Below are 19,270 nucleotides of genomic sequence, written 5' to 3'. Positions count from 1 at the left end.
CGCGCGGGCGCTATCCTGAGGGTCGGGTGTGGGAGATGAAGATCAGGAAATGCATGGCAAGGAAGCTGGTCAACGGCATCAGAGCAACACCAAGGAGCAGTCCGATCCAGTAGCCGATCTCGCCCAGCGGCTCGGTGACATAGACCGCAAGCAGGACCGCAGCGATGTTGACCGCCTGAAGCAGCGCAAACCGCACCATCTGGCCGGCCCAGTCGCCCCCATCGCGGAAGGTTACTTTCTTGTGGCCAATGAAGGATACGGGGATGGCGATCCCATAGGCGAGCAAGGACGCGACGAATTTGTCCAGCCCGAGGAGGCGGTGCAGCGTCGCTGCCACAATCAGATAAGTGAGGCTCGCCGCGGCGCCCACCAGCAGGAAGCGAGCGAGGCGAAACCACGGGGAGGAGCCTCGCCAGGCCTCCGCCAGGCGACTCGTCACGGCGCCTTCGCAGTCAGTTCGTGCTGAGCTCCGAAGGGGAGCGCTCCGAAAAGCTTGTCGAGACGCACAAGCGACGGCGCGAGCGGCGGCAGCGTGAAGATGCTCCGGCTCCTCACTTCCGTGAAGCCTGCTCCCGCCATGAGACGCCGCAGCGTGCCTGGCGAGAGAAGGACGGCGTCCTCATCGAACGCGCAACGGGACACCACATGCCGCGTCAGCGGATTGTAGGGATTGTGCTCGAACACGACCGCAAGGCCGCCCGGGCGCAGCATGCGGCGCATATCTGCGGCAAACCCAGGCCAGTTTTCCGGCGGGACGTGGTGGATCACGCACGCCGCGAAGATCAGATCGAACGTTCCGGCCTCGTAAGGCGCGACCGAGCCATCATAGACCGCGTAGGTGCAGGAGGGATTGGCCGCGCGCGCAAGCTCGATGCTCGATGCCGAGACATCGAGTCCGTGCAGCGCGCCGAACGCGCCGACGAGGTGCCGGTGAAACGTCCCGACTCCACAGCCGAGATCCAGGACGGTCTGCTTGGCGGGATCGCCGAGTTCTGTGCGCGCGAGCTCGATCAGCCGATCCGCCTTGGCCTTCGCGAATCGATCCACGTCAAGGCCGGAGAAGGCCATTGCCGTGTTGATCTCCTTGGCATAGGCCGCGCTGACGTCATCAAATGTCGCAGCCACGGAATCTGTCTTTGCCTGCCCCGTCACCCCGTGTACTCCCTCAAACATGCGTGCCGCGATAGTGGCAATGCAAGCAAGCGACTCCTGAGGGAGCGTCCCGCCCCTCAACGCCACGCCAGCGTTGCGAGACCCGATTTCTTCAATTTAAAAGAATCGCACCGGCCAGCACATGACAAATAAAAGACCGCATGTCGCTAAAGCAGAGGAAATGACCTTTGCAACATAGTGTGCAAAGGCGGATATGCCTTTTCTGCATTGCAACATAGTGCTATCACGCAGCACTGGCAAGGGGAGGCGCCGATGGGATCATTCGAAGGCGATCTGCGGGGGGCGCGCATTCTCGTCACCGGGCATTCCGGCTTCACCGGCGGATGGGCGAGCCTGTGGCTGGCGCAGATCGGGGCCGAGGTACACGGACTGTCCCTGCCGCCCGAGACCACGCCGAACCTTTTCGAGGCCGCCGGCGTCGAGGCCGCCTGCGCCTCCAGCGCCTTCGCCGATATCCGCGACGCCGAGGCGGTTCAGGCCGTGTTCGACCGCGTGCGCCCCGACCTCGTCCTGCACCTCGCGGCCCAGCCGCTGGTGCGCCGCTCCTACCGGCTGCCGATCGAAACCTACGCCGCGAACCTCATGGGCACGGTGCACGTGCTCGATGCCGCCCGCCGGCAGGAGCAGGTGAAGGGCGCCGTCTGCATCACCACCGACAAGGTCTACGCCAACCGCGAGACCGACTACGCCTATCACGAGGGCGACCGGCTGGGCGGCCATGACCCCTACAGCGCCTCCAAGGCCTGCGCCGAGATCGCCATCGAGAGCTATCGCAGCTCCCTGCCCTCCTGGGGGGTGGACATGCTCATCGCCAGCGCGCGGGGCGGCAACATCATCGGCGGCGGCGACTGGTCGGAAGACCGGCTGGTGCCCGACTTCGCCCGCGCCGCCGCCCGGAACGAGGCCCTGGTGATCCGCAATCCGAAGGCGGTCCGGCCGTGGCAGCACGTGCTGTGCCTGTGCCATGGCTATCTGACGCTGCTGGCCGAGATCACCCGCGGCAACCGCGCCGTCTCGGACGCCTGGAATTTCGGCCCGGACCGGGCCGATTGCGTGACCGTGGAAGAGATGCTGAAGCGCATGGCCCAGCACTGGTCATCGCTGAAGGTGGAGGTGGTGCCCTCGATCCAGCACGAGGCCAAGCTGCTGATGCTCGACAGCGCAAAGGCGCGCTCCGCTTTGGCCTGGCAGCCGGCCTGGACGCTGGCCGAGACGCTCGCCGAGACCACCGGCTGGTACCGCGGCTATTACGAGGATCCGTCGGCCGCGCGCGCCATCACCCTGCGCCAGATCGACACCTATCGCGGCCGCATCGCGGCGCCGCTCCCGAGCGCCGGAACGGCTCATGCCTGACGGCCGGGTCCTGATCGCGGGCGCATCCGGCCAGCTCGGGCCGTCGGTGGTGCGTGCCTTCACGGATGCACGCTGGCGGGTGCTGGCGCTTCAGCGCCGCCCGGAGGCGCCGTGGGGCGCCGAGGCAATCGCACTGCCCGGGGAATGGAGCGCCGCCGCGCTCGCCGCGGCCACACAGGGCATCAGGGTGGATGCCGTGGTCAACCTCGTGGGCGCCGGCGTTGACCCCGGCACGCGCCAGCCCGAGCGGCTCGAGGCGGTGAATGTCGGCCTCGCCGAACGGCTTGCCGTGCTCGCAGGTCATCTCGGCGCTCGGGCTTTCGTCAATCTCGGCAGCGGCTCGGAATATCTTCCCTCCGAGGCGCCGGCGCTCGACGAGAGCGCGGCCGAGAACGGCGCCGAGCCATATGCGAGCACCAAGGCGGAAGGCGGAAGGCGCGCCCTCGCCGCCTGCGCGGGCGCCGGCGTTTGCGCCGCCCATGTGCGCCTGTTCGGCATGTATGGCGAAAGCGAGCGCGGCCACCGGCTGCTGCCGACCATCGTGCACGCCCACCGGGCCGGAGGGCGGGCGAAGCTCTCCGCGGGCTTCCAGGTGCGCGACTGGCTCTACGAGCAGGACGTGGGCGAGGCCGTGGTGCGCCTCGCCGCGGCGCTTGCGGCCGGGCATGCGCCCTCGGGCGTCTACAATCTCGGCTCCGGCGCGGGCAACACCGTGCGCGGCTTCGCCGAGCTGGCGGCCGAGCTGCTGGGCGGGGCGTCGGACCTGCTCGAATTCGGCGCCGTCGGGCTCAGGGATGGCGAAGGCAATCGCCTGGTGGCGGACATCTCCAAGCTGCGCGCGGCCACGGGCTGGACGCCGCGCGACGACCTGCGCTCCGGCCTCGTGCGCGCGATCGCGAAAATGCAGCCATAGACCAGCGGGACGGATCCATGACCACGCGCAAGCTGATTACGTTCTGTATTCCCGTCTACAACGAATCCGCCAATATCGAGCGCCTGATCGCCCGGCTTCAGAGCACCGCTGCCTCGCTCGCGGCCCGCTACGACTTCGAGTTCCTTTTCACCGACAACAGTTCCGAAGACGACACGGTGGCAAAGCTGAAGGCGGCGGCGGTGAGCGAGCCGCGCATCCGGGTCATCCGGCTGTCGCGCAATTTCGGCTTCCAGAAGTCGATCCTCACCAACTACCTGAACGCGCGCGGCGATGCCCTGATCCAGCTCGACGCCGATCTCCAGGACCCTCCGGAGATGGCCGCCGACTTCCTCGCCTTGTGGGAGCGCGGCTACAAGGTGGTCTACGGCATCCGGCGCAAGCGCCTGGAAAGCCACCTGATGCAGCGGCTGCGCAAGGCCGGCTACGCCTTCATCAGCAACCTGTCCGACGAGCCGATCCCGCTCGATGCGGGCGATTTCCGGCTCATCGACCGGGTGATCGTCGAGGCGCTCCAAGAATACAATGACTATGCGCCCTATCTGCGCGGCGCCATCGCCACGCTCGGCTATCCGCAGATAGGGATCGAATACGACCGCGCCCAGCGCGAGGCGGGCAAGAGCAATTTCGGCATCCGCGAGGTCATCAAGCTCGGCATGGACGGGCTGTTCAGCACCTCCATGGTGCCGCTGCGGCTCGCCACCTGGGTCGGCGTCATCGCCCTCGCGGTCAGCGTGCTGGCGATCCCGGTCTACGTCATCGCCCGCTACACCAACCCGTCCTTCCCGGCCGGCTTCGCGAGCATCTACATCTTCATCCTCATCTCCATGGGCGTGAATGCGCTGCTGCTCGGCGTGTTCGGCGAGTATATCGGGCGAATCTTCCGCAACACGCGCGGGGGACCGATGACGATCGTCCAGGAGCGCTTCGAAGGGGGCACCGAGGTGCCGGGGCGCGCGATGCAGGACGAGGCGCGCTCATCAAATGAACGGGGGTCATGATGAAGGCAGTTATTCTGGCCGGCGGCTTCGGTACGCGGCTCGCAGAGGAAACGCAGTTGAAGCCCAAGCCGATGATCGAGATCGGTGGGCGGCCGCTGCTGTGGCACATCATGAAGCTCTACAGCTTCCATGGCGTGAGCGACTTCGTCATCTGCCTCGGCTACAAGGCCGAAGTCATCAAGGAATATTTCTGCAACTACTACATGCACTCCTCGGATCTGTCCGTCGATCTGTCCGACGGCTCCGTCAAGGTGCTGGAGACGGTGGCCGAGCCCTGGAAGGTGACGCTGGTGGACACCGGGCTCAATTCCATGACCGGCGGGCGCATCCGCCGCGTGCGCAAGCATATCGGCGACGAGCCGTTCTGCCTGACCTATGGCGACGGCCTCGCGGACGTGGACATCGCCAAGCTCATCGCCCACCACAAGGCGTCGGGCCTCAAGGCCACGGTGACCGCCGTGCAGCCGCCGGGGCGATTCGGCGTGCTGCAGTTCGACCCCGCGGGCGACAGGATCACCGCCTTCACCGAGAAGCCGCGCGACGAGATCGGCTGGATCAACGGCGGCTTCTTCGTGCTGGAGCCTTCCGTCATCGACCTGATCGACGGCGACGCCAGCGTCTGGGAGCAGGCGCCGATGCAGACGCTCGCCGATACAGGCCAGCTCTCCGCCTTCAAGCACACCGGCTTCTGGCAGGCCTGCGACACGCTGCGCGACAAGCAGCAGCTGGAATCGCTCTGGAGCGGCGGCGACGCCCCCTGGTGTGTCTGGAACCGCGCGCCGGAGCGGTAGGCCCAGGCGGGGTGAGAAATTCGGCCGTTTGACCCCATATAGGCAATGCTGGCACCGGGTCCCGGTTCAAGCTAGCGTTCGCCAAACGGAACCGATCCTTGCCCAAGCGCCCCACCACCCGCTCCTCGAAGCCGACCGCCCGCACCGACAAGCCCCGTGCCGGGCGCACCCGCGCCGGCCGCAAGGAGGCTGCGGCGGAGCGCGTGCGTGCCGAGCAGCTCGTGGTCGCGCCGCGCGCCACGGGGGCGATGCCCTCGAAGAAGGAGGTGCTGGCCTTCATCGCCTCCCACGGCGGCAACGTGGGCAAGCGCGAGATCGCCCGCGCCTTCGGGCTCAATGCCGACCAGAAGGTGGAACTGAAGACGCTGCTGCGCGACCTCGCCGACGAGGGCACGGTGGAGCGCGACCGCCGCCGCCTGCATGTGCCGGGTGCGCTGCCCGGCGTGGTGCTGGCCGACATCGTCGCCCGCGATGGCGACGGCGAACTCATCGCCGTGCCGGTGGAATGGGACGGAGAGGCCCATGGCGAGGCGCCGCGCATCGTCGTCCAGCCCCAGCGCCAGAACTTCCGCAGCGCCCGCTCCGGCGGGCCGGCGCGCAGTTCCGCCGCGGGCCTGTCCGACCGCGTGCTGCTGCGCATCTCCGACCCGGGCGATGCCGAGACGCCCGCCACCGGCCGTGTCATCAAGGTGCTGGAGAAGGCACGCAAGCAGCAGCTCGGCATCTTCCGCGCGGCACCGAACGGCGGAGGCCGCATCGTCCCCATCGACAAGAAGGCGCTCGGCCGCGAGCTCCAGGTGCCGCCCGGCGCCGAGCAGGAGGCGCAGGACGGCGACCTCGTGGCGGTGGAGCTGACGCGCAACCGCGTGTTCGGCCTGCCCACCGCGCGGGTGAAGGAGCGGCTCGGCTCGCTCAATACCGAGAAGGCGGTGAGCCTCATCGCCATCCACGCCCACGGCATCCCCAACGCCTTCCCCGAGGCGGTGATGAAGGAGGCGGAAGCCGCGCCCAAGGCCAGCCTGCGCGGTCGCGAGGACTGGCGCGAGCTGCCGCTCGTCACCATCGACCCGCCCGACGCCAAGGACCATGACGACGCGGTCCATGCGGTGGCTGACGACGATGCGGAGAACGAGGGCGGCTTCATCGTCACGGTGGCCATCGCCGACGTCGCCGCCTATGTGCGGCCCGGCGCGCCGCTCGACCGGGAGGCCCTGCTGCGCGGCAATTCGGTCTATTTCCCCGACCGCGTCGTGCCCATGCTGCCGGAGCGCATCTCCAACGATCTGTGCTCCCTGCGCGTGGGCGAGGACCGCCCGGCCCTCGCCGTGCGCATGACCATCGGCCGCGACGGGCGCAAGCGTGGCCACACCTTCCACCGCATCATGATGCGCTCGGCGGCCAAGCTCGCTTATGCCCAGGCGCAGCACGCCGTCGAGGGGCGCACCGACGATGTCACCGACCCGCTGGTCGCCGGCGTGCTGCGCCCGCTTTATGCCGCCTATGCCTGCGTGAAGGCGGCGCGCGACAACCGCCAGCCGCTCGACCTCGACCTGCCGGAACGCAAGATCCTGCTGAAGGAGGACGGCACGGTCGACAAGGTGGTGGTGCCGCAGCGGCTCGACGCGCACCGGCTGATCGAGGAGTTCATGATCCTCGCCAACGTGGCCGCCGCCGAGACGCTGGAGGAGCGGCGCACGCCTTTGATCTACCGCGTCCACGACGCGCCCTCTCTGGAGAAGGTCTCCGCGCTCAGGGACTTCCTGAAGACCATCGACATCGCGCTGCCGAAGGCCGAGCAGGTGCGCCCGGCCCAGTTCAACCGCATCCTCGCCCAGGTGGAGGGCACCGAGGTGGCGCCGCTGGTGAACCAGGTGATCCTGCGCAGCCAGTCGCAGGCGGAATACGCCTCGGAGAATTACGGCCATTTCGGCCTGAACCTGCGCCGCTATGCGCATTTCACCTCGCCGATCCGGCGCTATGCCGACCTGATCGTGCACCGCGCCCTGGTGCGCGCCCTCGGGCTCGGGCGCGACGGGCTGCCGGACGAGGCGACGCTCGAGAGCCTCGGCGAGGTGGCGGCCGCCATCTCGGTCACCGAGCGGCGCGCCATGGCGGCGGAGCGCGAGACCGTGGACCGGCTCATCGCCCACCACCTCGCGGACCGGATCGGCGCCACCTTCACCGGCCGCGTCACCGGGGCGACGCGGGCGGGACTTTTCGTCGCGCTCGACGACACCGGCGCGGACGGCTTCATCCCGGCGGCGACGCTCGGGGCCGACTATTACCGCTATGACGAGGCGCGCCAGGCCTTGGTGGGCGAGCGCACGGGAGAGATGCACCGCATCGGCGACCGCGTCGAGGTCAAGCTGGTGGAGGCCGCGCCGGTGGCGGGGGCGCTCCGATTTGAGCTTCTCAGCGAAGGGACCTATGTAGGGCGGTCGAAGAGCCGCGCGCGGGGTCTGAAATCCCTGCCGGCCAAGGGCGCATCGCGCGCGGGCTTCGAAGGCGGGGCCGGACGTTCGGCGTCGGATGACGCCCCGGGCCGTTCCCGCGCGACGTCGAGGACCAAGTCCCGCGGCAAGGGACCCGGCAAACGGGGCAGATGAAAGGATCGGCCGCGACCATGAGCATGACCGTCACGAGCCGCCTCGCCGCTGCGTCCGCCGGCGAGGACGCGGGCAAGACCCCGCCTGCCCCCGACGCACCGCCCGCACCGCGCTCGGTGCCGCAGGCGCTACTGCGCGGCGCCATGGGCTGCTGCCCGGCCTGCGGAGCGCGCGGGATGTTCCCGCGCTACCTCAAGGTCACGCCCGCCTGCACGACGTGCGGCGAGGAACTCCACCACCACCGGGCGGACGATGCCCCGCCCTACGCCACCATCATGGTGGTGGGCCATATCGTGGTGCCGCTGATGGTGCTGGTGGAGGAACTCTACCGCCCGCCGCTCGGCGTCCACATGGCGCTCTGGCTGCCGCTGACGCTCATCCTGTGCCTCGCCCTGCTGCCGCCGCTGAAGGGCATGCTGGTGAACCTGCAATGGGCCCTGCGCATGCACGGCTTCGACCCGGCGAGCGACGAATACGAGCCGCTTCCCGCCCCCGAGAGCGCCCCGCGTCCGGCTGCGGCGCAGCCATGACCGGCCTCGTCGCGAAGCCGCGGGCACGCAAGGCCAAGACCGCAAGCGAGCCCGAGGCGGAGCTTCTGGTGAAGCTCAACGCCGCCGAGCGGCGCATGGACTGGCCCAATTGCCGGCCGAAGGACGCGGCCACCATCATCCTGCTCGACCGCAAGGGCAAGGTGCCGCGCATGCTCATGGGCCGGCGCCATGCCAGCCACCGCTTCCTGCCCAACCTCTACGTCTTCCCCGGCGGCCGCCTGGAGCCGGCGGATGCGCGCATGCCGGTCTACGGCGCCATCGACGCGGAGAGCGAGCGCCGGCTGCTGGAGCGGGTGCAGCGCCCGACCCTGTCGCGGGCGCGCGGCCTTGCCGCCGCCGCCATCCGCGAGCTCTACGAGGAGACCGGCCTGCTGCTCGGCACCCGCGAGGCCGGCGCGCCCAAGGCACCTGCCTCCGACTGGAGCGCCTTCGAGAGCGAGGGCGTGTTCCCGAACATGGAGGCGCTGACCTATGTGGCGCGCGCCATCACCCCGCCGCGCCGGCCGAAGCGCTTCGACACCCGGTTCTTCTGTGCCGATGCCGACGCGGTCTGCGGCCAGACGCCCGGCATCGTCGGGCCGGACGCCGAACTGACGGAACTGCACTGGCTCTCCTTCCGGGAGACCGAGGCGATCGAGCTGCCCGCCATCACGCGGGCGATCCTGACCGAGATCGAGCAGCGCATCGCGGCGGGCTTCGCGCCGCGCCTGCCGGTGCCGTTCTTCTTCTGGCACGGCGGCCGCTTCCAGCGCGAATACATCCCGTAGCGTCAGATCCGGAACCCCTGCCCGCTCTGCCCTGTTCCCCGTCCTGATGTCCCCTCCCCGATGCACGCACCCCCCGGGCCGCAAGCCCCCATGACCGACAAGAGCCGCACCGCCTCCATCACCGCCGCCATCTCCGCGATCGCGGTCGTGGGGGTCGGCATCAGCCTGTCCATCCCGCTTTTGGCGCTGGAGCTGGAATCGCGCGGCATCTCGCGCACGCTGATCGGGCTGAACACGGCGGTGGCCGGCATCGCCACGGTCTTCACCGCGCCGTTCGTGCCGCTCCTGGTGCGCAAGCTCGGGGTCCGGCTGCTGCTGACCCTCGCCATCCTCCTTACCGCCGTGAGCCTGCTGGCCTTCAAGGCGGTGGGATCGTTCGCGCTCTGGTTCCCGCTGCGCTTCGCCTTCGGCGCGGCGCTGTGCGTGCTGTTCGCGGTCAGCGAGTTCTGGATCAATGCGGTGGCCCCGCCGCATCGGCGCGGGCTCATCATGGGCATCTACGCCACCGCGCTCTCGATCGGCGCGGCCATGGGGCCGGCGATCCTGAGCGTGCTCGGCACCGCGAGCTGGGAGCCCTATGTGGCGGGTGCGGTGGTGCTGCTCGCCGGCGCGATCCCGATCCTGCTCGCCAACGGCATGACGCCGCGCATCCACGACGACGACCATCACGGCGTCCTCGCCTTCCTGCGGCGCTCGCCGACCGCGCTGCTGGCGGCGCTGGTGTTCGGCGCCATCGAGACGGCGGTGATGAGCTTCCTGCCGCTGTATGGCCTGAGACTGGGCCTCGGCGAGGGCCAGGCCTCGCTGCTGCTCACCGTGGCGGTGCTGGGCAATGTGGCGTTCCAGATTCCGCTCGGCCTCGTCAGCGACCGGGTGGACCGGCGCCTGCTGCTGCTCGGCTGTTCCCTGGTGGGCACCGCCGGCGCCCTGCTGCTGCCGCTGATGCAGGTGGACGGGCCGTATTTCCTCGCCACCGTGTTCCTCGCCACCGGCGTCGTCGGCTCGCTCTACACGGTCGGGCTCGCCCATCTCGGCGCGCGCTTCCACGGCGCGAATCTCGCGGCGGCGAACGCGGCCTTCGTGATGCTCTATTCGGTGGGGCTGATCGCCGGGCCGCCGGCGGTGGGCCTCGGCATGGACATCGTCGACCCCTACGGCTTCGCCTATGTCATCGCCGCCACGCTCGGCGCCTATGCGATGATGGTGGCGAGCCGCCTCGCCTTGCGCCGGACGCCCGCCGGGCCTTGACATTGCCGGCTTCCTGAGCGAGTTTCCGCGCCCACGAGCCGCCTGCCCGGCAGCGCGATCGTAGAACTTTTCCGTTCGCGACTCATTGTTCGCGACGTTGTTTTCCGTTCGCGGCACATCGCGCGCTGACAGCGGCACCCAGGGATCAAGACATGGCCAAGGCTGCAACCATCAAGATCAAGCTCCTGTCCAGCGCGGACACGGGCACCTTCTACGTGACCAAGAAGAACTCGCGCACCAAGACCGACAAGCTCGTGCTCAAGAAGTACGACCCGGCGGTGCGCAAGCACGTGGAATTCCGCGAGACCAAGATCAAGTGATCGGCCGGCGGCGCGAGCGCGCCGCCGCAGCGTGATCCTTGACGAGCGACGGGAACGGGGCGCCAGGTGGCGCCCTTTTCTTTTTGCGGAGTCAGGGCGCCAGCAGGCGCCCTTTCGCTTTTGGAAAACCCTGCCGCCACGCCCAGTAACCGCCGTCATGCTCCGGCTTGACCGGAGCATCCACGCGCCCTTCGGGCATCGCGCCCAGCCGCGGCATGGACCCTCAGGTCAAGCCGGAGGGCGACGGTGCTGTGGGCGGAGAGCGCTGGGCGAAGAGTGATGCACACAGGGCCGCGGAGGCGGCTGGCCGGTGGATAGCCCCACCCCAACCCCAGTAACTGCCGTCATGCTCCGGCTTGACCGGAGCATCCAAGGACCTCCCAGCATAGCGCCCGGCCGCGGCATGGGCCCTCCGGTCAAGCCGGAGGGCGACGGTGGGAAGGGGACCGCGATGGGCGCACAGCCTCCAAGCGGCTGGGGGGTGGATGCTTCCACACCACCCCAGAAGCCGCCGTCATGCTCCGGCTTGACCGGAGCATCCAAGGACCTCCCAGCATAGCGCCCGGCCGCCGCATGGGCCCTCCGGTCAAGCCGGAGGGCGACGGTGGGAACGGGAACGCGACGGGCGCCCTTTTCTGTTTGCGCGGCGCTGCTGATTGTGCTGCGGCGTGGCGCGGGAAGCGCCGCGCACTCACTCGCCGGGCTTGGGCCGGCTGACCTCGTGCTCATTCAGGCGCATAGCGGCGTAGCCCATCGCCACGACCAGCAGGGGCAGCACCACATAAGCGAAGATCCAGAGACCCGTCATCGAAGGCTCCTCAGGGTTCTTCTCGCCATAGAGTGTAGCAAACCCGCTGCTGCGAGCCAAAGCAGAGCACCAAATCCTATCCAACCTCCGGCCGCCGCGCTCCCGAGGCCGTAAAGCGCCGCTGCGCTTGGACCGAGCACCCCTACGGTCAGGCAGGCGGTCGAAGCACGATCCAGGGCGTTGGCCGTGAGCTTTGTTTGCTCGTTGTGAACCAGGCTCACGACCCAAATACCAATCAGGAGAAGGGGTGGCTGGCCGGTGGGGAGCGAACGGGGAGGCCTCCCGAACACGCTCACCCACCGGCCAAACCCCACGGACCCAGGAGATGCGGCGGACCTGAGCACTCCGCAGGGTTGTCTCGGTCGTTCGGCGCCGGAAACGCGACGCAGCGGACGCGGGACCTGACACGCGGCGGGGCGAACGGCACCGCAGCGCAGGACCGCATCTCCTGCGCACGCCACTTCGCCCCTGACCTTCAAGATATCTTAACAGTAGCGCAATACGGCCCGCAGGAAAAGCGGGCGATTCGCCCGTCCCCTACGGCGGCGGCGGCCTACCCGCCGGCATACTGGCGCACGGTGGAAAGGAACTGCATCACCGAGATCGGCTTCGAGAGATAGGCCTCGCAGCCGCCGGCGCGGATGCGCTCCTCGTCGCCCTTCATGGCGAAGGCGGTCACGGCCACCACGGGGATGGCGCGCAGCTCCGGATCGGCCTTCAGCTTGCGCGTGACGTCGAGGCCGGAAATCTCCGGGAGCTGGATGTCCATGATGATGAGGTCCGGACGATGGGCACGCGCCAGCTCCACCGCCTCGACGCCGGAGCGGGTCTCGACCGTGCGGTAGCCGTGCGCCTCCAGAAGGTCGTGGAAGAGCTTCATGTTCAGCTCGTTGTCCTCCACGATCATCACCGTCTTCGCCATGGAGCCCCCGTTCCCCCGACTCGCCCCCGGCTCTGCCGGCCCCTCGCCTGCCCGCTTCGCAGCGCCGCGCGGACGTGGTGGAATGGTGACAGCTAGACCCCATTCCTTGCGGAAGAGCAAATGGCACTCAAGGACCGACCGAACCCCCAGCCCAAGGGCCTGATCGCCCAGCGTGCCGCCGCCGAGGAGGTGGCCGCCGCGGCGCTCGCCTTCATCGCCGGCGACGGCGAGCGCCTGGTGCGGTTCCTGGGCGAGACCGGGCTTTCGCCCGCCAACCTGCGGCAGGCGGCGGCGCGGCGCGATTTCGGCGCTGGCGTGCTCGCCTTCCTGATCGCCGACGAGCCCCTGCTGCTGGCGTTCGCCGAGGAGCAGAAGCTCGACCCGCGCCACGTGGTGGGCGCGCACGACATCCTGGCGCCGCCCGTCGACCCCGACGCCACCGTCCGCCGCTCCTGAGGCCAACCGTGAGCGCGGCGCCCGGCTTCTGCCGCGACTGCCTGAGCGAGGCGGGCGCCGGCCCGCGCTGCCTCGCCTGCGGCAGCCCGCGCCTCGTGCGCCACGCCGAGATCCACGCCCTGACGGTGGCGCACGTGGATTGCGACGCCTTCTTCGCCGCCGTGGAGAAGCGCGACGACCCCTCCCTCGCGCATGTTCCGCTCATCATCGGCGGCGGCAAGAGGGGCGTGGTTTCCACCTGCTGCTACATCGCCCGCATCAGCGGCGTGCGCTCGGCCATGCCCATGTTCAAGGCCAGGGCGCTGTGTCCGGAGGCGGTGATCCTCAAGCCGAACATGGAGAAGTACCGCATCGCCGGACGGCAGGTGCGCGCGCTGATGCAGGCGCTGACACCGCTGGTGGAGCCGCTCTCCATCGACGAGGCCTTCCTCGACCTCGGCGGCACGCAGGCGCTGCACGGGGCGAGCCCGGCGCTCACCCTCGGCCGGTTCGCGCGGGAGGTGGAGCGGCAGGTGGGCATCACGGTCTCGGTGGGGCTCGCGCCCAACAAGTTCCTGGCCAAGACCGCCTCCGACCTCGACAAGCCGCGCGGCTTCTCGGTGCTGGGGGCGGACGAGGCGGCGGCGTTCCTCGCGCCGCGCCCGGTCACCTTCATCTGGGGCGTGGGGACGGCATTCGGCGCCAGGCTCGCCAAGGACGGCTTTTCAACCATCGCCGACCTGCAGCGCGCCGCGCCGGCCGACCTCGCCCGCCGCTACGGCGCCGAGGGCCTGCGCCTGTCGCGGCTGGCCTTCGGCATCGACACGCGCAAGGTGGACCCCAGCCGCGAGGCCAAGAGCGTCTCCGCCGAGACCACCTTCGATGCCGACATTTCCGCTTTGCGGCCGCTGGAGCAGGCGCTCTACGGCCTGGCCGAAGAGGTGAGCGCACGGCTCAAGAAGGCCGCGCTCTCCGGCCGCACCGTGACGCTGAAGCTGAAGACCGCCGACTTCCGCCTGCGCACCCGCGCGCGCACGCTGGAGAGCCACACCGCGCTCGCCGGCCGCATCTATGCCGCCGCGCACGATTTGCTGGCGAAGGAGGCGGACGGCACGCGCTTCCGCCTGGTCGGCGTCGGCGTCTCCGATCTCGGCCCGGCGGAGGCAGCCGACCCCTCCGATCTCGTGGACACCAGCGCCAGCCGCATGAAGGCGGCCGAGGGCGCCATGGACCGCCTGAAGGAGAAGTTCGGCCGCGACGCCGTCACCCGCGGCATCCTGCTCGACGCGGACATCCGCGGGCGGCGCAAGGGGCGCTGAGCCCCCTGCCCTGCCGGCTCAGGCCGGCACCGCCTCCCACACGGGGAACGGGTCCGGCAAATGCTTGAGCTTCTCGGCGTCGAAGCGCAGCGGATCGGCGGGCCCGACGAGGCAGGCATCGAGCGCAGCGCGCATGGCGCCCTCGTCCAGCCCCATGCCGATGAACACCAGTTCCTGCCGCCGGTCGCCATAGCCCGGCACCCAGTGGGCGCGCAGCCAGGAGCGCCAGTCGGGCTGGGTCGGCCAGTTCTCCTGCGGCACGCTCGCCCACCAGCGGCCGATGGTGCCGGTCTGGCAGATCGCGCCGGCCAGGCTCATCTCGCCGACCCGCTGGGGCCGCGTCGCGAGCCAGAACAGGCCCTTGGCGCGCACCAGCCCGGGCCAGGTGCGCGCCAGGAAGGCATTGAACCGCTCGGGGTGGAACGGCCGCCGCGCGCGGTAGACGAAGCTCGTGACGCCGTATTCCTCGGTCTCCGGCACATGGTCCTTGAAGCCGTTCAGCTCCTTGAACCACAGCGGATGGGTGCTGGCGCGCTCAAAGTCAAAGCGCCCGGTGCCGAGCACCTCCTTCAGCGGCACGCTGGCATAGTCGGTCTCGATCAGGCGGGCATCGGGATTGAGCGACTTCACCACCCCGCGCACCACCGCGCGCTTGTGGGGATCGACCGCCGAGATCTTGTTGAGCACGATCACGTCGGCGAACTCGATCTGGTCGGTGAGCAGATCGACCAGGGTGCGCGCATCCTCCTCACCTGCGGTCTCGCCGCGATCGCGCAGGAAATCGCGCGAGCTGAAGTCGTTCAGCAGATTGGCCGCGTCCACCACCGTCACCATGGTGTCGAGCCGGGCGACGTCGGAGAGCGAGCGGCCGTCCTCGTCGCGGAAGTCGAAGGTGGCGGCGACCGGCAGCGGCTCGGCGATGCCGGTGGATTCGATCAGCAGATAATCGAAGCGGCCATCCTCCGCGAGGCGCCGCACCTCATTCAGGAGGTCGTCGCGCAGGGTGCAGCAGATGCAACCGTTGCTCATCTCCACCAGCTTTTCCTCGGTGTGGGACAGGTTCGCCCCGCCCGAGCGCACCAGCTCCGCGTCGATGTTCACCTCGCTCATGTCGTTGACGATCACCGCCACCTTGAGCCCCTCGCGATTGGCGAGGATGGCGTTGAGCAGCGTGGTCTTCCCCGCGCCGAGGAAGCCGGAAAGAACGGTCACAGGCAGAAGGGCCTGAGGCATGAATGGCGCTCCCTTGGGGCCGGCCGCGGCACCGGAGCGACGGCGCATCCGCGCGCCGCCGCCCGCGAAGGGACGGCTTCGACCGATAAAAGATACAATGTATCATTATCGGAGCGCGCCATTGGGCGCAAGGGTGCGGCAGGCTCGGTCGTGGCGCCGCGGCCCGCGGCGCGGACGCCCCATCGTCAGGCGAACTTGGCGAAATCCCGGTGCTCGGCGGCGATGCGGCGCACCGTGCCGGTGGCCGCGCGCATCACCACCGTGTCAGTGAAGATCACCTCGCGCGAGAAGCGCACGCCGGTGAGCAGCGCGCCGTCGGTGACGCCGGTGGCGGCCACCAGGCAGTCGCCGCGCACCATGTCCTCCAGCCGGTAGATCTTGGACGCGTCGCGGATGCCGAGGCGCTTGGCCTGCTCGCGCTTGCGCTCGGTGTCGAGCACGAGGCGGCCCTGCATCTGGCCGCCGATGCAGCGCAGCGCCGCCGCCGCCAGCACGCCCTCCGCCGCCCCGCCGAGGCCGAGATAGATGTCGATGCCGCTCTCGGCCGGGTTGGTGGTGTGGATCACGCCCGCCACGTCGCCGTCGCTGATGAGCTTGATGGCGGCGCCGGCCTTGCGCACCGCCTCCACCAGGGGCGCGTGGCGCGGCCGGTCGAGGATCAAAGCGGTGATCTCGGTGGGCGCCACGCCCTTCGCCTCGGCGAGCGCGGCGATGTTGTCCTGCGGCGACTGGGTGAGCGAGACGATGCCCTCCGGATAGCCCGGCCCGATGGCGAGCTTCTCCATGTAGGCCGGCGGCACCTTCAGCAGCGAGCCGGGTTCGGCCAGCGCGAGCACCGAGATCGAGCCTTCCATGTTCTTGGCGCACAGGGTGGAGCCTTCGAGCGCGTCCACCGCCACGTCCACCTGCTCGCCGCCGGCGCCCATGGTCTCGCCGACGTAGAAGTGCTCCACCTCCCCCTCGTCGCCCTCGCCGATCACCACGGTGCCCGAGATGGGCATGCGCGACAGTTCGCGGAAGGCGCGCTCCATGGCGGCGAGGTCGGCGGCCTGCTCGTCGCCGCGGCCGCGCAGGCGGGCGGCGGCCACGGCGGCGCGCTCGGTGATCTGCGCCATCTCCAAAGCGAGGCGGCGGTCGAGCGTGGCCGGCATGCGCGTCATGCTCATGGACGTTCTCCCTTGGCTCCGTGTCTTGTGGCTCAGTTTCTTGGGGCGACGTGCCCTGGCCGCGTCAGTCCTTCTCGATGCGGATCACCTGCGGCAGGGAGGCGACGACGCCCTCCGCCTCGATGGCGGCGATGGCGCGGCGCACCGCCTCTTCCGTGGTGGCATAGGTGATGAGGATGACGTTGGCCGTTTCCGGCTCCGCCTTCAGGCCCACCGGCCGGCGCTGGACGATGGATTCCAGCGAGATGTTCTGGTCCGCCATGCGCCCGGCGATGATCGCCGCCGTGCCCGGCCGGTTCAGCACCGCGAGGCGGATATAATAGCCGCCCTCGTGGCGCTGCATGGGCGCGCGCTCGGCCGGCAGCAGCAGCTCGGCCGGCATGCCGAAGGCGAACGGGCGGGCGCCGCGCGCCATCTCGGCGAGGTCCGCCACCACGGCGGAGGCGGTGGCATCGCCTCCGGCGCCGGGGCCGACCAGAGTGAGGTCCACCGCGTCGCCGTCGAGCGCCACCGCGTTGGTGACGCCGGCGACCTGCGCCAGCGGCCAGTGCTTGGGCACCATGGTGGGATGCACCCGCTGCTCGATGCCGGCATCGGTACGCACCGCGACGCCGAGCAGCTTGACCTTGTAGCCGAGGTCGTCCGCCGCATCGAGGTCTTCGAGCGTGAGCTGGCGGATGCCCTCCACATAGATCGCCTCCGCATCCACCCGCGTGCCGAAGGCGAGCGAGGTGAGCAGAGCGAGCTTGTGGGCGGTGTCGAAGCCGTCGATGTCGAAGGTCGGGTCGGCCTCCGCATAGCCGAGCCGCTGCGCCTCGCTCAGGCAGACGCCGAAGGAGAGCTTCTCGTCCGCCATGCGGGTGAGGATGTAGTTGCAGGTGCCGTTGAGGATGCCCGAGACGCGCACCAGGCGGTTGCCTTCCATGGCCTCGCGCAGGGTCTTGACCACCGGGATGCCGCCCGCCACCGCCGCCTCGAACAGCAGGGCCGCGCCGGTCGCCTCGGCGCGGCGCGCCAGCTCCACGCCGCAGCGCGCGAGCAGGGCCTTGTTGGCGGTGACCACCGAGCGGCCGGCATCGAGCGCGGCGGCGACCGCCGCCTTGGCGGGATCGCCCTCGCCGCCCATCAGTTCCACGAACACGTCGATCTCGCCCTCGCGGGCGAGCGCCACGGGATCGTCGAACCACGCCACCTGCGAGAGGTCGACGCCCCGGTCCTTGGCGCGGTCGCGCGCCGCCACCGCCACCACCTTGATGCGGCGGCCGGTGCGGGCGGCGATCTCCGCCTCCTGCCGCGCCAGCATGCGCAGCACGGCGGCCCCGACGGTGCCGAGGCCCGCAAGGCCCACTTTCAAGTCGCTCATGGTCGAACCGGTTCTCTTTTCGTCGGGCGGCCGCGGCCGTGCGGGCCGCGGCGGGCTGAGGCTCAGCGCGCGGCGCTGAGCGGCACCACGTTGTGCAGCGTGGTGCCGGCCTGGTCGAAGAAGCGGCGGATGTTGCGCGCCGCCTGGCGGATGCGCTGCTCGTTCTCCACCACGGCGATGCGGACATAGTCGTCGCCGTGCTCGCCGAAGCCGACGCCCGGCGCCACCGCCACCTCTGCCTTCTCGATCAGCAGCTTCGAGAATTCCACCGAGCCCATGGCCCGGAACGGCTCGGGGATCGGCGCCCAGGCGAACATGGAGGCGCGCGGCGAGGGCACCGTGAATCCGGCGCGGCCGAAGCTCTCCACCATCGCGTCGCGGCGCTTCTTGTAGGTCTCGCGCATCTCGGCGATGCACTCCTGCGGGCCGTTGAGCGCCGCGGCGGCCGCCACCTGGATCGGCGTATAGGCGCCGTAGTCGAGATAGGACTTCACCCGCGAGAGCGCGGCGATAAGGCGCTCATTGCCCACCGCGAAGCCCATGCGCCAGCCGGGCATGGAATAGGTCTTGGACATGGAGGTGAACTCCACCGTCACGTCCATGGCGCCGGGCACCTGCAGCACGGAGGGCGGCGGCACGTCGTCGTAATAGAGCTCGGCGTAAGCGAGGTCGGAGAGAACGATCAGGTCGTTCTTCTTCGCGAACGCCACCACGTCCCGGTAGAATTCGAGGTCCGCCACGCAGGCCGTGGGGTTCGAGGGATAGCACAGCACCACGGCGATGGGCTTGGGGATGGAATGCTTCACCGCCCGCTCCATGGCGTGGAAGAATTCCGGCCCCGGCTCCACCGGCACCGAGCGGATGACGCCGCCGGCCATCAGGAAGCCGAAGGCGTGGATGGGATAGGACGGATTCGGCGTCAGGATCACGTCGCCGGGGGCGGTGATGGCCTGCGCCATGTTGGCGAAGCCCTCCTTCGAACCCAGCGTCGCGACGACCTGGGTGTCGGGATTGAGCTTCACGCCGAAGCGGCGCTCGTAATAGCCCGCCTGCGCGCGGCGCAGCCCGGGGATGCCCTTGGAGGCGGAGTAGCGGTCGGTGCGCGGCTTGCCGATGGTCTCCTTGAGCTTCTCGATCACATGCGCCGGCGCTTCGAGGTCGGGATTGCCCATGCCGAGGTCGATGATGTCCACCCCGGCATTGCGGGCGGCGGCCTTCACACGGTTCACTTGCTCGAACACGTAGGGCGGCAGCCGGCGAATGCGGTGAAAATCGGTGGTCAT

Annotated in this window: 18 protein-coding genes; 11 read left to right on the top strand and 7 right to left on the bottom strand. The window is 69.5% G+C overall.

Annotation, left to right across the window (positions count from 1 at the left end; all coding sequences use genetic code 11):
* Positions 1-10: 10 nt before the first annotated feature.
* Both D9R14_RS05255 and D9R14_RS05250 read right to left on the bottom strand, forming a co-directional pair.
* Entirely contained in the window at positions 11-439 is a 429-nt protein-coding gene (locus D9R14_RS05255; RefSeq protein ID WP_121622260.1) for a GtrA family protein, read from the bottom strand.
* Entirely contained in the window at positions 436-1,173 is a 738-nt protein-coding gene (locus D9R14_RS05250) for a class I SAM-dependent methyltransferase (RefSeq protein ID WP_121622259.1), read from the bottom strand. The genes D9R14_RS05255 and D9R14_RS05250 overlap by 4 nt, the downstream gene beginning before the upstream one ends.
* A gap of 252 nt (positions 1,174-1,425) precedes the next feature.
* Here D9R14_RS05250 and rfbG point away from each other — a divergent pair, with 252 nt between their 5' ends.
* The 9 genes from rfbG (at position 1,426) to rpmG (ending at position 10,741) form a co-directional block, all read left to right on the top strand.
* Complete coding sequence (rfbG, locus tag D9R14_RS05245; protein WP_121622258.1) at positions 1,426-2,526, top strand: CDP-glucose 4,6-dehydratase; 1,101 nt, start codon at positions 1,426-1,428, stop codon at positions 2,524-2,526.
* Positions 2,519-3,439, top strand: coding sequence for an NAD-dependent epimerase/dehydratase family protein (locus D9R14_RS05240; protein ID WP_121622257.1), 921 nt, complete (start codon positions 2,519-2,521; stop codon positions 3,437-3,439). The genes rfbG and D9R14_RS05240 overlap by 8 nt, the downstream gene beginning before the upstream one ends.
* Positions 3,440-3,456: 17 nt before the next feature.
* Positions 3,457-4,458, top strand: coding sequence for a glycosyltransferase family 2 protein (locus D9R14_RS05235; protein ID WP_121622256.1), 1,002 nt, complete (start codon positions 3,457-3,459; stop codon positions 4,456-4,458).
* Complete coding sequence (rfbF, locus tag D9R14_RS05230) at positions 4,458-5,249, top strand: glucose-1-phosphate cytidylyltransferase (RefSeq protein ID WP_121622420.1); 792 nt, start codon at positions 4,458-4,460, stop codon at positions 5,247-5,249. Before D9R14_RS05235 ends, rfbF begins: the two co-directional genes overlap by 1 nt.
* Positions 5,250-5,497: 248 nt before the next feature.
* Entirely contained in the window at positions 5,498-7,855 is a 2,358-nt protein-coding gene (gene rnr / locus D9R14_RS05225) for a ribonuclease R (protein ID WP_121622421.1), read from the top strand.
* A 17-nt stretch (positions 7,856-7,872) separates the two neighbouring features.
* The gene (locus tag D9R14_RS05220) at positions 7,873-8,385 is read left to right on the top strand and encodes a DUF983 domain-containing protein (RefSeq protein ID WP_342634774.1); all 513 of its coding nucleotides are present in this window, start codon (positions 7,873-7,875) and stop codon (positions 8,383-8,385) included.
* Positions 8,382-9,173, top strand: coding sequence for an NUDIX hydrolase (locus tag D9R14_RS05215; protein WP_121622255.1), 792 nt, complete (start codon positions 8,382-8,384; stop codon positions 9,171-9,173). Before D9R14_RS05220 ends, D9R14_RS05215 begins: the two co-directional genes overlap by 4 nt.
* A gap of 60 nt (positions 9,174-9,233) precedes the next feature.
* Positions 9,234-10,421: an MFS transporter gene (locus D9R14_RS05210; protein ID WP_394010510.1), complete on the top strand. Its 1,188-nt coding sequence runs from the start codon at positions 9,234-9,236 to the stop codon at positions 10,419-10,421.
* 152 nt (positions 10,422-10,573) lie between these two features.
* Entirely contained in the window at positions 10,574-10,741 is a 168-nt protein-coding gene (gene rpmG / locus D9R14_RS05205; RefSeq protein ID WP_121622253.1) for a 50S ribosomal protein L33, read from the top strand.
* Between the two features lie 1,361 nt (positions 10,742-12,102).
* Here rpmG and D9R14_RS05195 read toward each other — a convergent pair.
* Complete coding sequence (locus D9R14_RS05195) at positions 12,103-12,471, bottom strand: response regulator (RefSeq protein WP_121622252.1); 369 nt, start codon at positions 12,469-12,471, stop codon at positions 12,103-12,105.
* A gap of 120 nt (positions 12,472-12,591) precedes the next feature.
* On the opposite strand from D9R14_RS05195, the gene D9R14_RS05190 reads away from it, so the two are divergent.
* Positions 12,592-12,927: a DUF3572 domain-containing protein gene (locus D9R14_RS05190; RefSeq protein ID WP_121622251.1), complete on the top strand. Its 336-nt coding sequence runs from the start codon at positions 12,592-12,594 to the stop codon at positions 12,925-12,927.
* Positions 12,924-14,225 (top strand): DNA polymerase IV, encoded by a 1,302-nt coding sequence (locus D9R14_RS05185; protein ID WP_210313903.1) that lies wholly within the window; start codon positions 12,924-12,926, stop codon positions 14,223-14,225. The genes D9R14_RS05190 and D9R14_RS05185 overlap by 4 nt, the downstream gene beginning before the upstream one ends.
* 18 nt (positions 14,226-14,243) lie before the next feature.
* Here the strand turns inward: D9R14_RS05185 and zigA are convergent, their stop codons facing one another.
* The 4 genes from zigA to D9R14_RS05165 form a co-directional block, all read right to left on the bottom strand.
* Positions 14,244-15,458, bottom strand: a complete 1,215-nt coding sequence (gene zigA, locus D9R14_RS05180) for a zinc metallochaperone GTPase ZigA (protein ID WP_121622249.1) — start codon at positions 15,456-15,458, stop codon at positions 14,244-14,246.
* A gap of 185 nt (positions 15,459-15,643) precedes the next feature.
* Complete coding sequence (gene glpX / locus D9R14_RS05175) at positions 15,644-16,624, bottom strand: class II fructose-bisphosphatase (RefSeq protein WP_121622248.1); 981 nt, start codon at positions 16,622-16,624, stop codon at positions 15,644-15,646.
* A gap of 64 nt (positions 16,625-16,688) precedes the next feature.
* The gene (locus D9R14_RS05170; protein WP_121622247.1) at positions 16,689-17,987 is read right to left on the bottom strand and encodes a homoserine dehydrogenase; all 1,299 of its coding nucleotides are present in this window, start codon (positions 17,985-17,987) and stop codon (positions 16,689-16,691) included.
* A 62-nt stretch (positions 17,988-18,049) separates the two neighbouring features.
* Positions 18,050-19,270, bottom strand: a complete 1,221-nt coding sequence (locus D9R14_RS05165; RefSeq protein WP_121622246.1) for an LL-diaminopimelate aminotransferase — start codon at positions 19,268-19,270, stop codon at positions 18,050-18,052.

Source organism: Xanthobacter tagetidis, assembly GCF_003667445.1.
Classification (GTDB): Bacteria; Pseudomonadota; Alphaproteobacteria; order Rhizobiales; family Xanthobacteraceae; genus Xanthobacter; species Xanthobacter tagetidis.
This window is presented reverse-complemented; position numbering and strand designations above follow the sequence as displayed.

Bases quoted from the DNA above. Each gene is read 5' to 3' on its own strand.
- D9R14_RS05250 (WP_121622259.1), bottom strand. From the start codon at position 1,173: ATGTTTGAGGGAGTACACGGGGTGACGGGGCAGGCAAAGACAGATTCC.
- rfbG (WP_121622258.1), top strand. From the start codon at position 1,426: ATGGGATCATTCGAAGGCGATCTGCGGGGGGCGCGCATTCTCGTCACC.
- D9R14_RS05240 (WP_121622257.1), top strand. From the start codon at position 2,519: ATGCCTGACGGCCGGGTCCTGATCGCGGGCGCATCCGGCCAGCTCGGG.
- D9R14_RS05235 (WP_121622256.1), top strand. From the start codon at position 3,457: ATGACCACGCGCAAGCTGATTACGTTCTGTATTCCCGTCTACAACGAA.
- rfbF (WP_121622420.1), top strand. From the start codon at position 4,458: ATGAAGGCAGTTATTCTGGCCGGCGGCTTCGGTACGCGGCTCGCAGAG.
- rnr (WP_121622421.1), top strand. From the start codon at position 5,498: ATGCCCTCGAAGAAGGAGGTGCTGGCCTTCATCGCCTCCCACGGCGGC.
- D9R14_RS05220 (WP_342634774.1), top strand. From the start codon at position 7,873: ATGAGCATGACCGTCACGAGCCGCCTCGCCGCTGCGTCCGCCGGCGAG.
- D9R14_RS05215 (WP_121622255.1), top strand. From the start codon at position 8,382: ATGACCGGCCTCGTCGCGAAGCCGCGGGCACGCAAGGCCAAGACCGCA.
- D9R14_RS05210 (WP_394010510.1), top strand. From the start codon at position 9,234: ATGCACGCACCCCCCGGGCCGCAAGCCCCCATGACCGACAAGAGCCGC.
- rpmG (WP_121622253.1), top strand. From the start codon at position 10,574: ATGGCCAAGGCTGCAACCATCAAGATCAAGCTCCTGTCCAGCGCGGAC.
- D9R14_RS05195 (WP_121622252.1), bottom strand. From the start codon at position 12,471: ATGGCGAAGACGGTGATGATCGTGGAGGACAACGAGCTGAACATGAAG.
- D9R14_RS05190 (WP_121622251.1), top strand. From the start codon at position 12,592: ATGGCACTCAAGGACCGACCGAACCCCCAGCCCAAGGGCCTGATCGCC.
- zigA (WP_121622249.1), bottom strand. From the start codon at position 15,458: ATGCCTCAGGCCCTTCTGCCTGTGACCGTTCTTTCCGGCTTCCTCGGC.
- glpX (WP_121622248.1), bottom strand. From the start codon at position 16,624: ATGAGCATGACGCGCATGCCGGCCACGCTCGACCGCCGCCTCGCTTTG.
- D9R14_RS05170 (WP_121622247.1), bottom strand. From the start codon at position 17,987: ATGAGCGACTTGAAAGTGGGCCTTGCGGGCCTCGGCACCGTCGGGGCC.
- D9R14_RS05165 (WP_121622246.1), bottom strand. From the start codon at position 19,270: ATGACCACCGATTTTCACCGCATTCGCCGGCTGCCGCCCTACGTGTTC.